Origin of the sequence: Pelagihabitans pacificus, from assembly GCF_009371985.2 — a bacterium.
Classification (GTDB): domain Bacteria; phylum Bacteroidota; class Bacteroidia; order Flavobacteriales; family Flavobacteriaceae; genus Pelagihabitans; species Pelagihabitans pacificus.
In genome coordinates, this window is record NZ_VIKU02000007.1 from 106,470 (window position 1) to 120,186 (window position 13,717).

A 13,717-nucleotide genomic window follows, 5' to 3' on the forward strand; every position below is an offset into this window, starting at 1 on the left:
GTTTTTAACAAGAGTCCAAATGTTAAAAAAATCTGTATTTTAGAACTCCCCACAAAGCCAAACCGATATGAAGTTTTACAGGACCCTCAAAATCATTCTACTTTTATTTTCATGCATGCTGTCATACGCACAAGAAGAGATAGACAGTTTATTATCCATTTACAATAATGCCAATATCGCGGACAGCGTAAAGTTTCAAACTACCAGAGAACTTTACAAAAAGACCTTTTTAAATGATCTGCCGAAGTCCGAAGAATACGCGCGTGAACTTTTAAGGATAGCGAATAAAACCAAAAATTATGAACATCTAGCTATCGCAAATGAATATTTGGCCGGATTTTATCATCAGTCGCAACAAAATGATTCCGCTAAGTTCTATTATAGAGAAGTCCTTGACCTTCGAAAACAAAAAAATGATATTCTTGCCATTGCGAGAGCTGAAGATAACATAGCCTTGCTAGAATTTAAAAAGGGAAATTATAAATATGCAGATAGTGTTTTATCAAAAAGCATTGAGGCATATAAGTCTTTAAATGATTCTGTAGATGTAGCTTATAATTATGATATGTTAAGCCGTGTTTACGAACATCAAGGTTTCTACAGGCGTGCATTGCAAAGCTCCTTGAACTCATATCAAATTTACAATGCGCTCCAAAATGAAAGTGGTAAGGCCGATGCTTTGGTTCAATTGGCAATCGTCGAGAATAGCCTTGGTAATTTTGAACAAGGGATCAAGTACAATCTTGAAGCGTTGGAAATTCTCGAGAAAAACAACAATAATTATTTTTCTGCTGTCGCCAACATCAATCTTAGTGAAAACTATTTAGACTTGCACAAATTAGAAAATGCGGAAAAATTTGCCCAAAAAGGGCTGAAATTATCAACTGAAATGCAAGCCCCTGAAATGCAGGCTGATGCGCTCAACATTTTAGCCAAGATAAGTCTTGACCAAGAAAATTTGAACCAGGCTTTGGACCACGCCAAAAAAGCGCTTCAGATTTACGAAAAGATCGAAATATCAAACGGTATCCTTGAATCGATGAACATGCTGGGAAATATTCACAATAAGTTAGACGATGAAAATAGTGCTTTGCGATATCTAAATAAGGCCGTAGAGGTAGGAGAAAATAAAAAAGCTAATTCCTTTCTCGCAGAAGCATATTATCATCGGGCATTAGCAAATAAAAAATCAGGTAATCTGACTGAAGCATTTGATGATTATAAGAATTTTCATGAATTAAAGGAAAACTTCTTGAATGATGCAAAGTCAAAACAGATTGAGGAAATGCGTGCCATCTTCGACACCGAAAAAAAGGAACAACAAATCGCCCAACAAGAAACTGAAATCAATCTTTTGGAAGAGCGCGAAAAAGTAAGTAATCTTCAAAAATTGATATTGGGTGGCGGTCTGGGATTATCGCTCATAGCACTTGGTTTTGGTTTTTATGGTTTTCGGCAACGAAATCGACGCAACAAACTTGAAAAAGAAAAGGTAGAGGCCGAACTAGCTTTTAAAAAGAAAGAATTGACCACCCACGCCCTGCACTTGGCCAAAAAGAACGAAATCTTGGAACAAGTAAAACAAAAGGCCAAAGAACTGAAATCAATGGAAAATGTGGAAAAAGGCTACCAGACCTTGATACAGACCATCAACTTTGACCAACAAGACGACAAGGCCTGGGAGAATTTTACACAATACTTTGAGGCGGTGCATAAAGATTTTGCGAAACTGGCCATGGCAAAATACCCTGATATCACCAAAAATGAACTCCGCCTCATGGCCTTGTTGAAGATGAACCTCTCTTCAAAGGAGATTGCCAATATCCTCAATATTTCTTCCGACGGGGTCAAAAAAGCCCGCCAGCGTTTGCGCAAAAAAATGGACCTTTCACCAGAAGATTCCCTTGAAACCACGGTGATGGCTATTTGATTGTTCAAATTTTATCCTCCCGAACACCCAATAAAATCGAGGGTTTCCAACCTGTACCCTTTTTGTACCCCCTCTTAAATTAGGCGTACCCTTTTCGTACCCCCTTCCTTTTTTTAGACCCGAAACCCAAGCTTTAGGTTTGTGGTGTTGTTATATGTCAACAACAAGTTTTGTGGTCTTGCTCGGTTCGATACTGCAGATCAAAACCGAGTAGGTCACACAAAATCAAATTTAAGTTTAACCGCAAAACAAATAGATGATGAAAACGCAAAACAGATTTTTTAGACTTGTCTTATTGGTTATCTTGACCATAGGCCTTACTTCATGCAGCAAAGACGAAGTGGTACCCCCGGTACAGGTAGTCGATACCGACAAAGACGGCATTACCGATTCCGATGACCAATGCCCCTCAGAAGCCGGACCTGCCAGCAATCAGGGGTGTCCTGACAATACCGGAGGTGATGGACAAATCACCGAAAACGATGGCATTACCGAAGAAGACCTCGAAACGTATAAAGGGGATATCGGCATGGTGCTCAATACAAGGGAATTAGCCAAAAAAGGTTATTACCCCGTAAAGGCCCAACTTGAAGTTAAAGGCACCTCGGCTGATTATTCTCAAACCATTGATCTAGATCCCTACGCATTTATGGGTCAAATCAAATTGCCGGTTGAAGATTTGAGCGAGGCTGACCTCGAAACTCTAAAAAATGGGGTTGAGGTTATCGCCAAATTGTTCGATGCAGGGGGCTCTGAAATTTTCACGGAAACCTTTACCAGCATTTTGTTCAAGCCAAACCCGGTACCTGCAACCTGTAACCCTAACAATCTACCCGATTTGAATACCGAAGTCGAAGTAGTCGAGAACACTGCTTATTATATACAAGCCGTAAAATATGAAAACAACCAAGTAGAACCTGAAAACAGGGCAGCTTTTCGTCGGATTTTGCGAGAGAACCCGTTAGATCAGTCGAGTTACTTGTACAACGATCTATTGAGCATGACATCCACCATTGAATTCACGGGTGATGAAGAGAACTCCTCCTTCTTTTTTGAAGCCATAGAAGGCAAAGCGAATCATTTCAATATTAAACACCAAGCGTCGGACAGCTATTTAAAAAGCGAACTAATGAAGTATGGCTTTCTCGATTTAGGTTATGACGGAATAAAAGTAGGCCATGAAAAAACCGATAGGCTAAACCAACAATTTGTTTTACATAAAGTAACCAATGGGGTTTACCGTGTGACGGATGCCTATTTTGAACCTATCAAAGTTACACCCGGTGTCGGTCTTACCGTAGGTGCCGCCGAAGGTGAGGAATTATTGGTGAGATTGGTACCCATGAACATCGATTGGGAGGTTCAAGAAATCGAAACCCACTATTTGGAGCCCTTGTTGCCCGCAGCACAAAATGGATTTAGCTACAACAGTACACTGACCAATTGCGGTAGCGGCTCTTTGGAACAGACCATCGGCAACTCACAAACCGAGGAAACGATCACCACGGTGGGTTGGGAAGAAAGCTTTTCGTTCATGTCTAGCAACACTTCAAGTTTCTCCCTGACCGTTGGCATGGAAGTAGAAGGTAAGTTCTTCGGCAACGGCGCCAAATATTCGGCAGAAGCTTCCGCAGGTGCTCAATTTACGACCCAAAGCTCAACGGAAACAAGCAATTGGAACGAAGCGACCGGTACTAAAAGTCAAACCTTTTTCTCTGAACGTACAATCACGGTACCTGCCAAAAGTGCCGTTCTCGCCTACGATGCTTTTCAAAGATATGACAACATAAAGGTAAACGTTGTTCAGCGGGTTCAGGTCAAAGGTCGAAACCAAATCAACAATCAAGCCTTGAGCGGAAAGCAAATCGCTACACAATTCCACTTTAATGGTTTCGATGGGGTAATCACACAAATCGGCCCCGATTATGCCGAGGTCACCATACGAGGTGTTGCGACCATGGACAAGATCTTCAATTCTAAAAGTGATGTGCAAGAGGTCAACGCGAATTGTCAAAATTAAAACTTACGGATTTGAGCAAGTTTTCAAAACAGGCCTTCGGGCCTGTTTTTTATTTTCCATCGGGCAACAATCCACGGTTTGCATGCAAAAGCTTGGTTTGGTATATTCATCGTCCGAATACGAGATAAACCTATCACATATGAAACCTCTTTTAATCGCTTTACTATTTCTTCTCAGTGCCATAGGAACTGCCCAAGAAGACGGCTGGACAATCTCGAGTGGAAAGGTGGATCAATACACTGGAATTGTCGCTGCCAATGGACGTATTGGAATCCTTCCCGAGGACAAACCTTTTCAGACCAAATCGATCATTCTCAACAATGTGTATGACAAGGAATCGCCTCTTGGGGTAAGCAAAATTCTCCTTGGGATGAACTTCGCCAATCTCGATATGGAAGTCGACGGGGAGTTGGTGACCAAGGATAATATCAGTGATTTTCGGCAGGAATTGGACATGAAAACCGCGGCTTTTACCACTTCCTTCACCTTTAAGGACAAAGCGAATATTTCTTATACCATTTATGCACTTCGGAATGTGCAATACACTGGTTATGTTGATGTTAAGGTGATTCCTACAAAATTGTTAAAATTGAAGGTAACGGGAAAAATAAGCACTCCCGAAACGTATCAAGACCCCATCAGTACGTTTCGCATCTTACAGGACCTGGAAACGACCATGCCGATTCTGCAAACGGTCGCCAAAAGCCGTCTAGGGCGACACACGGTCGGTACCTCGGCCACCTTTATTTGGCATGCCATCAATTCGACCCGGGAAAACCAACGGCCCGAACTCACCCACGAAAAAGTAACCGAATATGACAATCGACTTTCCTTTGAACAAGAATTGAAAAAGGGAGAGGTTTTTGAATTTGCATGGACGGGTGCCGAATGTTCCACCCAGGACTTTGAAGACCCCCAAACCGAATCGGAGCGCTTTGTCATCTTTAATTTATTGACGCCTCGGAACGATTTACTAGGTCAACATTTCAAACTATGGGAAGACTTATGGGAAGGGGATATCATCATCGAGGGCAATGTACAAGACCAATTGGATGTGCGTTTGGCGCTGTATCATCTGTACGCTTTTTCCCGAGGGGATTCCAACCTGAGCATCGCCCCGATGGGACTCTCCTCCCAAAACTACAACGGCCATATTTTTTGGGATACCGAACTTTGGATGTTCCCTCCCCTCCTACTGCTCAACCAAGATATCGCCCGCTCCCTGGTCAATTACCGTTCCGACCGTTTGGGCAAGGCCAAGGAAAAAGCGATCAATTTTGGGTATAAGGGCGCTATGTTCCCTTGGGAAAGTGATGATACCGGGGAGGAAGCCACCCCGGCATGGGCACTCACCGGCACATTTGAACACCATATCACGGCCGATGTGGCCATTGCCTTTTGGAACTATTATCGGGTAACCCAAAATCTCGAGTGGCTTAAGGAACGGGGCTATCCCTTGATGAAGGAAGTCGCCGATTACTGGGTCAGCCGGGCCACCAAAAACAATGATGGCTCCTACAGCATCAAAAACGTGGTCGGTGCCAACGAATTTGCTCCCAACGTAGATGACAACGCCTTTACCAATGGATCGGCCATCACTGCGTTACAGTTCGCCATTCTGGCCGCTGCCGAAGTAGGCGAGCCCATACCCTTGATGTGGAACGATGTAGCCTCCAACATCCGCATCCTGAAATTCGAGGATGGCACCACCAGGGAACATGCTACCTACGACGGGGAACGCATCAAACAGGCCGATGTGAACCTCTTGACCTATCCCCTGAATATCGTGAACGACCAGGAAACTGTTCTCAAGGATTTGAAATACTATGAGCCCAAACTGGCTGAGGAAGGCCCGGCCATGGGGCAATCGGTATTTGCGGTCATCTACGCCCGGTTGGGCGATGCCAAAGAAGCCTACCGCCTGTTCCGTCGCAGCTACGAGCCCAACAAACGTCCGCCCTTCGGAGCCTTGGCAGAGGCCGCCACCAGCGATAACCCCTATTTTGCGACCGGTGCCGGGGGCATGCTGCAGGTAGTATTATTTGGCTTTGGGGGACTCCATATTACCGAGGAGGGTATCGTACAGAAAAACCCGATACTACCCAAGGAATGGAAGTCGCTTACAATCACCGGGGTGGGACCGGAAAAGAAAACCTATAAGGTGGAATAGATAATCAAACTTATTTTGTTGTTCTTGAGAAACGCATGACATCGAAAAAATGGAAAGCAGGCTTAGGCCTGTTTTTTATTTTTCCTGAACAAGATTGTTAACAATAAAATGTATCTTTAAAACAAACCAAACACCTATGAAGTCCAAAATTATATGTTGGTTTTTGGTTGTTTGTGCCCTATCTCCCCCGCTCTGTGGCCAAGACTACAAGAACCTTGACAGCCTCCTGAATGCGTATAACAAAAGGTCAACTGACACCATTAAGGTAAACATTGCCGATCGTATTCTTCAAAACCTGACTTACACTGATCCCGAACGGGCATACAAATTTGCTCACGAAATGGTCAAGATGTCCAAGCAATTGGACTATAAAGATGGTGTAGCAAGGGGGTTAAACCAGATAAGCTCTTATTTTTTCAATAGGGACGAGCTTGACTCCGCATACTATTATACAAAAGCTACGTATGACATGGTGACCGAGTCTCAAAACATAGGCGGAATACTAACATCAAACACACGTTTCGCCAACCTATATGATCGCCAAAACGATTTTGAGACGGCCAAACAGTATTTGGCTGCAAATTTAGAAATATATGCTAATAAGGATACGATTTCATATGCCCGTGAGATTGATTTCAAGTTTATTGGTTCAACCTATTACATGCTTTCAGAAATAGATTTAAAACAAGGACGATACAATCTTGCTCTTCAGAACGGACTTAAGGCGCTGCGAGAATATAAGGATAGGGCAAAAAATCAACTTTTTGTCGCCGATGCCCATGTCCTCCTGGGACAAATAGAAATTAAATTGGAAAACTACAAAAGTAGTATTGGCCACTTTGAAAAAGCATACAAAGTCTATAACGAATTTGAAGATCTCTTATGGCAAAGTGATGCGTTAAGATTCATCGGAGAAAATCTCATGTACTTGAACAAACCCGAGGAGGCCATTAAATATCTTCAAAAAGCTATTGACATATCCAGAGAAAATAAATTTCAGTTGAAAGAGGCGAGTGCGTATAACCTGTTGGGTAATGCTTATACCAATTTGGGAAAATTCCCCGAGGCGATCAATAGTTTGAAAAAATCTCTTGAAGTGTATTCGAAAATGGATAATCCAACAGAAATACATAAAACCTATACTAGTCTCGGCCTATTATACAACCAAATGAATCAACCAGACCAGGCAATAACATATTTGGAGGAATCCATTCGAATATCGGACAGTCTCAAGGCATTGCCACAAACAAGGAGCGCTTATTTCGAACGCTCCAAGGCCCTACGAAAAAAAAGGGAATATAAGAGTGCTTTAGACGATTATATCAAATTTGCCCAATTGAACGATAGTCTATTCAATGTAAGAAAATCGCAGCAGATAGAGGAGATGCGCGCCATGTTCGATATCGAAACCAAAGAACAACAAATTGCGCTACAAGAAAAGGAGATAACCGTATTGGAACAAAAGGCATCAATAAGTAACCTTCAAAAACTGCTATTGGGTATTGGCCTTCTTTTATCCCTGATCGGTTTCTATGCAGTCCGCCAGAAAATAAAACGTAATAAATTGGAGAAAGAAAAAGTGGATGCCGAACTCGCCTTTAAAAAGAAAGAACTCACCACCCATGCCTTGAACCTAGCCCGTAAGAATGAAACCTTGGAAAACCTAAAATTAAAGGCCCAAGAACTAAAAGACAAGGAATCTAGCGTTGCGGGATACAATCAACTGATCCACTCAATCAATTTCGATTTGCAAGACGATAATAATTGGCAAAATTTCTCACGTTATTTCGAAGAAGTACACAAAGATTTCAATAGTAACGTGAAAACCAAATACCCTGATGTTACGTCTAATGAACTGCGTCTTTTGGCACTTTTAAAGATGAATTTATCCTCAAAAGAGATTGCCAATATCCTCAATATTTCCGCTGAAGGCATTAAAAAAGCCCGTTATCGACTGCGTAAAAAGTTGGATTTGACCACGGAAGACTCTTTGCAAGATTTGGTTTTAAGCCTTTAAAATAAAGGCATTACAAGCCTGTCCACCTTTCGTCCACTGTTTATTTTAGGAGTGTCCACCTCATGTCCACCCTTGTTTTTTTACTTCCCAAAACAATCAGGCTAGGTTTGTGGAGTCATTGAAATCAATCTAGACAATGACAACCGTTTTGTGGTCTTGCCCGGGGTAGGAACTGCAGTCCGAAAATCGGGCAGGTCGCACAAAACAGCATATGAAGTTTAACCACAAAACAACAATGTGATGAAAACAAATTTTAAAGTACTGAACAAATTTGCAATGTTGCTCCTTCTAGTAGTAATCGTTGCCTGTAGTAAAGACGATAATCCAGACCCGTCCGGGCCCATTGACACCGACCAAGACGGTATTGTCGATGAAAACGATACCTGCCCAAATGAGGCCGGCCCCGCAAGTAATCAAGGGTGTCCTGAAAATCCTATTGACGATAACGGGCTTACGGCCATCGTAGCCAGTGGAAATGAGTTTGAAGATTTTCCACCCAACACCACGGAAACAGAGGTTTCTGGAACCGAAACAACTGAAAATGAGCCCTATACCCGAAAAGACGGTCCCGATGGTGAGCTAATCGAACAGCGGTGGATCTGTACCGAAAAAGAGGTGGATGTAACTGGCGGAACCCATACATTTCCTCTCTACAATACGAACGCTTCCGTAATCTGGCCGGGCAATCTATTGCAGGGTAAAACCTTGGACAAGGCCACTCCACAAGATATACCGGTTAAAAGGGCAGGAGGAAAAATCACCTATAATCTGGTGACGGGCAATCCGAAAGCGACAGCAGAAGTAGCAGTGGTAGACCAAGGAACCGTGCAACAGGCCATGAATGATGTAATCGCCCAAAATGGTGATATTACACCTGCAAACTTCACGCTTGATGTCGTCGCTATTAATTCATCGGAGGAATTGGCATTGGAAATGGGACTAAAGGCATCCACGTTGACGACTAAGGTAAGCAGTAACTTTTCGTTGAATACAAGTAGCGATGTTAGCAGTGTGTTGGTAAAATTGACCCAGCAATACTATACTATGAGCTATGTAAAGCCTACCGGTCTTGATGAGGTCTTCGATCCCAGTGTTACCGCACAACAACTTTCCCAATTCATTCAACCCGATAATCCGGGCACGTTTATATCTTCCGTGACCTATGGTAGAATTTTTTATATGCTCTATGAATCCACTGCATCGGCCCAAGACATGGAGGCCTCGCTTCGAGGATCGTACAACGCCGTAGCCGGTAAGGTAAGCGGCAGTGTAGATATCGAGTCACTTCGTGAGTACAATAATCTGACCGTAAAAGTGATTGCTTACGGGGGAGATTCCCAAGGTACGTTGAATGCGGTTGGGGCAACTTTTGGTGGCGAAGACGCGGTTGACAACCTGCAGGATATTGTAGGGCGACTTGCCGAATCAAGTGATATTGCAGGTGGCTTACCACTATCGTACGTGGTCAATAGTTTGGAAGACCCAAGTCAAGTGGTCAGCACCAATTTAGCTACAAAATACACCGTAAAAACGTGTGAATTGAAAGGGGTATTACCTCCTGGATTATATGCTGGGTTAGTAGACCTGTTTGAAGATGGCATCGGTGCCCTTTTGAACATATCTGGGAGTAATGTCATTGTCTTTAACAAGTCCGGAGATTCGTATGCTTGGTATAATGGTGACGCCCAAGCCGTATTCGGAAATGGTGACGACCCAATGATTTTCAATATAAATGACCAAAATGCACCGCTTGGAAATCTTGATATTGACGATGTCGGTGCTGCTGTGGATTTTTCATCCAATGTGGTTTACATTTTCAGTGGCGATGGCTCAAGATGCCAAATAGCTACAGTTGATCCAAACAAAATTCCTACCAATGGTTTGCCAACAGAAACTCTTGTGACTTACGCTACGAATAATGATGATGGTTCTAAAATATTTTTGGTGAACAAGATTTTTGGTGATTTGGGTACTTTTAAATTAAGTAACGGTATAGGGGCTGCTGTGAACACCGCTTACCCAACAATGGCATACTTTGAAAGAAACGGTACCGCTTATCAGCGGTATAGAAGCCAAGATCCCAATGTCGGCTGGAACAGTACTTTATTCCCCTCTGAAGCATGGTTCAGCAGAACGGCCGTTCCCGAAGATGTGATCACCTTATTCGAAAAGGTAGGCGCTGCTACTAAATTTGCCCTTGGAGGAGGTAGTACCAGGTACCTATTTGTCAATGAAGAAGGCGATGAAATAATGCAGTGGTTCTCAGTAGCTGGACCTGGAGATGTTTTTGAAGGCCCATGGGTCGTTAATTAAATCAATTTGAATGAGCCCAAATAAAAAAGCCTCGACCCTACGTCGAGGCTTTTTAATCAAAATCAAAAAACCAACCTAAACACATGAACTATTATTGAACTAAACTAAATCTCTCTTTTGAAATCGCTTTCCTTTTTAATAGCAATTTGTATATAGAACAATCCATTGCCCGATTACCCTACCACTATTTTTAAATTTTCATCGAATTATCTTACAACTGCCCGAGATATCGAGGTTCACAAAGAATAATTTTTTTCGAACCAAGCGTTTTATTTCAAATAGCGCTATCCAAATTTAGAGGGGAACAACCCTATTCCATAGCGGATTATTCGTATCTTTAAATAGCCAAATGATAGGAATCATGACCGATGTTTTTTTTGACGAACTCCGAACCGATTTGCAACAGGGTGCCGTTAAAAAGGGACATCCGTTCCGGTACTGTACCATGGCGACGGTGGGTCTTGATCGGATCGCCCGTCTCCGAACCGTGGTGCTTCGAAAGGTAATCGACGACCTTCATTTGGTCTTCTATACCGACCGGCGTTCCAAGAAAATCATCCACATTAAGGAAAACCCCAAAGTAAGCGTGCTCTTCTACCATCCCAAAAAATTGATGCAGGTCAAGGTCGAGGGACTCGCCAAAATCATCAAGGACGAGAAAATACTGCAAAAATATTGGAGCGGGGTACAGCCATCGAGCAGAAAGGACTATACCACCTCCCTAGCCCCCGGAAGCAGTATTAAAAACCCGGACGAGGTAGAATATCTCGACGAGGATGCCCATTTTTGCATGCTCGAAATCGTTCCCTTTAAGATCGAATACCTCAAATTGAAGCGCCCCAATCACCTACGCGTCCGCTATTCCAAGGAAAACAACCATTGGGAAGGGGAATTTATGGTGCCTTGAGCAGTGTTCATTCAACAGTTGGTAGTGCGTGGTTTTTTGATTCATGTTTCGATCTGCTACCTCCTCCTGCTATTTGATGAATTTCCAATAGATCTTTGTCTTTGTGTTTGAACTTGACACTCGAAACCTGAAACTTTGCACCTCAATCCCCCTACTTCCCTTTGCAAATCGTACTTTTGCACTTCAAAAATCGATTATGCGGACGAAATCCCTTAAAAAGAATAGGATCAATGTGGTCACCCTGGGCTGTTCCAAAAATGTGTACGACTCCGAGGTGTTGATGGGACAATTGCGCGCCAATAATAAGGAAGTGGTACATGAGGAGGAAGGCAACATCGTGGTCATCAATACCTGTGGCTTTATTGCCAATGCCAAGGAGGAGAGTGTAAATACCATTCTCGAATATGTGGAAAAGAAGGAAGCCGGGGCCGTCGACAAGGTATTCGTAACGGGCTGTCTGAGCGAACGCTACAAACCCGACCTCCAACAGGAAATCCCGAATGTAGATGAGTACTTCGGTACGAGCGAGCTGCCGAATCTTTTGAAGGCCCTCGGAGCCGATTACAAGCACGAATTGATCGGGGAACGCCTCACGACGACCCCGAAGAACTATGCCTATCTAAAAATTGCCGAAGGTTGCGACCGACCCTGTTCGTTCTGCGCCATTCCCCTAATGCGCGGCAAGCACCGCAGCACACCCATTAAGGGTCTGGTTACCGAAGCCGAAAAACTGGCGGCCAAAGGGGTAAAGGAATTGATATTGATCGCACAGGACCTCACCTATTACGGTCTGGACCTTTACAAAAAACGAAATCTCGCCGAACTGCTGCAAGCACTGGTACAAGTAGACGGTATCGAGTGGATCCGGTTGCACTATGCCTTCCCGACCGGATTTCCGATGGACGTCCTGGAAGTCATGAAACGGGAACCCAAGATCTGCAACTACCTCGATATTCCGTTACAGCATATTTCGGATAGCATCCTTAAAAGTATGCGACGGGGCACCACCAAGGCCAAGACGACACGACTGTTGCAGGACTTCCGGGCGGCCGTGCCAAACATGGCCATCCGCACCACTTTGATTGTGGGCTACCCCGGGGAGACCGAGGAGGACTTCCAGACCTTGAAACAATGGGTAGAGCAGATGCGCTTTGAACGTTTGGGGTGTTTTACCTATAGCCATGAGGAAAATACGCATGCCTTTCAACTGGAGGATAATGTGCCCGAAGACGTTAAACAGGCGCGTGCCAATGAGATCATGGAAATCCAGTCCCAGATTTCCTGGGAATTGAACCAGGAAAAAATCGGTAAGACCTTCCGCTGCATCATCGACCGCAAGGAAGGCAATTACTTTGTGGGCCGTACCGAATTCGATTCCCCCGATGTCGATAACGAAGTCCTCATCGATGCCAACCAGCACTACCTAAAACAAGGGGAATTTGTAGAACTCAAGATTACCGACGCCGCGGACTTCGATTTGTATGGAGAGCCTGTTTAATAATTTGAAACCAAATTTGTCCTACTGGGCAAAGCGAATTGTGGTTTTGGTAGGGTGTTGTTTCGTATTTTAATAAAGGAACGAGTCAATTTTGTTATACTTAGCGAAGCAAAATAACCTTTAAGTAGTTTCTTGCTTCGTGAATTAAGAATGGAAGTAAAAAAAGAATAGACCTATTTTGTCATGCTGAGCGAAGCGAAGCATCTCCTCGGATGTTTCATTTTTAACGATTTTGGTCTTCACAACCCCAACGGAAGTCCTTCATAAAGGGCAACTACGCATACTACAGATCTCCTCGGTATACCGCTTTTCAATGCCCTAAAACAGAAATTACCATCTTCCTCCCATTCAACCGTTCCTAGGGGTACGGGAACAAGTATTCCAAAAAGTTCATATGTGGATTAATCGTCCTAATCAAATCTAGCTTCTTCTGCCTTCTCCATCCTTTTAGCTCCTTTTCCCTCGCAATAGCTTCCTGTATCCAGGCGAACTTCTCATAGTAAAGCAGATACCGGCATTTGTATCTTGATGCAAAAGTCTTTTTATCCTTTTTGATATTTTCCCCATGTTGATACAACCTTTTAGCCAAATAGTTGGTCACCCCGGTATACAACACCGATTTCGTCTTATTAGTGATGATGTAAACATGATAGGTATGGTGGCCGTGAGAGTGCATGCGCTGACAAAATATGAATTTAATGGGAATTTGAGGCCTCCCCTCTATGTAGGAAAAGATTTATGAAGCTTCCGGTCAATTCCATCTTTACACTCCCATTTCCATTCTTTGATGGATTTAACCGACGTGGGGATTCCCCACTACGTTCGGAACCACAGATGAAATAAAGGTCTTACTTTAGAGAAG

The 13,717-nt window shown here is 43.4% G+C and carries 8 protein-coding genes; 7 read left to right on the top strand and 1 reads right to left on the bottom strand.

Annotated elements, in window-relative coordinates; all coding sequences use genetic code 11:
• The first annotated feature begins 67 nt into the window (after positions 1-67).
• From FK220_RS18405 to rimO, 7 genes are all read left to right on the top strand, one after another.
• Entirely contained in the window at positions 68-1,930 is a 1,863-nt protein-coding gene (locus tag FK220_RS18405) for a tetratricopeptide repeat protein (RefSeq protein ID WP_152575831.1), read from the top strand.
• A gap of 256 nt (positions 1,931-2,186) precedes the next feature.
• On the top strand, positions 2,187-3,950 hold the full coding sequence (locus FK220_RS18410; RefSeq protein ID WP_152575832.1) for a hypothetical protein: 1,764 nt from the start codon (positions 2,187-2,189) through the stop codon (positions 3,948-3,950).
• Positions 3,951-4,089: 139 nt separating this feature from the next.
• Entirely contained in the window at positions 4,090-6,120 is a 2,031-nt protein-coding gene (locus tag FK220_RS18415) for a glycosyl hydrolase family 95 catalytic domain-containing protein (RefSeq protein ID WP_152575833.1), read from the top strand.
• Between the two features lie 136 nt (positions 6,121-6,256).
• A complete protein-coding gene (locus FK220_RS18420; protein ID WP_152575834.1) occupies positions 6,257-8,137 on the top strand; it encodes a tetratricopeptide repeat protein in 1,881 nt (626 codons plus the stop codon).
• A gap of 240 nt (positions 8,138-8,377) precedes the next feature.
• Positions 8,378-10,450, top strand: coding sequence for a thiol-activated cytolysin family protein (locus FK220_RS18425; protein WP_152575835.1), 2,073 nt, complete (start codon positions 8,378-8,380; stop codon positions 10,448-10,450).
• Between the two features lie 361 nt (positions 10,451-10,811).
• Positions 10,812-11,357 carry a pyridoxamine 5'-phosphate oxidase family protein gene (locus FK220_RS18430; RefSeq protein WP_152575836.1) on the top strand — a complete coding sequence of 182 codons (546 nt, stop codon included), beginning with the start codon at positions 10,812-10,814 and terminating at the stop codon, positions 11,355-11,357.
• Positions 11,358-11,553: 196 nt separating this feature from the next.
• The gene (gene rimO, locus FK220_RS18435) at positions 11,554-12,855 is read left to right on the top strand and encodes a 30S ribosomal protein S12 methylthiotransferase RimO (protein WP_152575837.1); all 1,302 of its coding nucleotides are present in this window, start codon (positions 11,554-11,556) and stop codon (positions 12,853-12,855) included.
• Between the two features lie 358 nt (positions 12,856-13,213).
• Here the strand turns inward: rimO and FK220_RS18440 are convergent, their stop codons facing one another.
• A complete protein-coding gene (locus FK220_RS18440; protein ID WP_152575838.1) occupies positions 13,214-13,531 on the bottom strand; it encodes a GIY-YIG nuclease family protein in 318 nt (105 codons plus the stop codon).
• Between the last annotated feature and the right edge of the window lie 186 nt (positions 13,532-13,717).

Excerpts from the sequence above, each read along its gene's own strand:
- FK220_RS18410 (WP_152575832.1), top strand. The coding sequence starts at position 2,187 with ATGATGAAAACGCAAAACAGATTTTTTAGACTTGTCTTATTGGTTATC.
- FK220_RS18420 (WP_152575834.1), top strand. The coding sequence starts at position 6,257 with ATGAAGTCCAAAATTATATGTTGGTTTTTGGTTGTTTGTGCCCTATCT.
- FK220_RS18415 (WP_152575833.1), top strand. The coding sequence starts at position 4,090 with ATGAAACCTCTTTTAATCGCTTTACTATTTCTTCTCAGTGCCATAGGA.
- FK220_RS18430 (WP_152575836.1), top strand. The coding sequence starts at position 10,812 with ATGACCGATGTTTTTTTTGACGAACTCCGAACCGATTTGCAACAGGGT.
- FK220_RS18440 (WP_152575838.1), bottom strand. The coding sequence starts at position 13,531 with ATGCACTCTCACGGCCACCATACCTATCATGTTTACATCATCACTAAT.
- FK220_RS18405 (WP_152575831.1), top strand. The coding sequence starts at position 68 with ATGAAGTTTTACAGGACCCTCAAAATCATTCTACTTTTATTTTCATGC.
- rimO (WP_152575837.1), top strand. The coding sequence starts at position 11,554 with ATGCGGACGAAATCCCTTAAAAAGAATAGGATCAATGTGGTCACCCTG.
- FK220_RS18425 (WP_152575835.1), top strand. The coding sequence starts at position 8,378 with ATGAAAACAAATTTTAAAGTACTGAACAAATTTGCAATGTTGCTCCTT.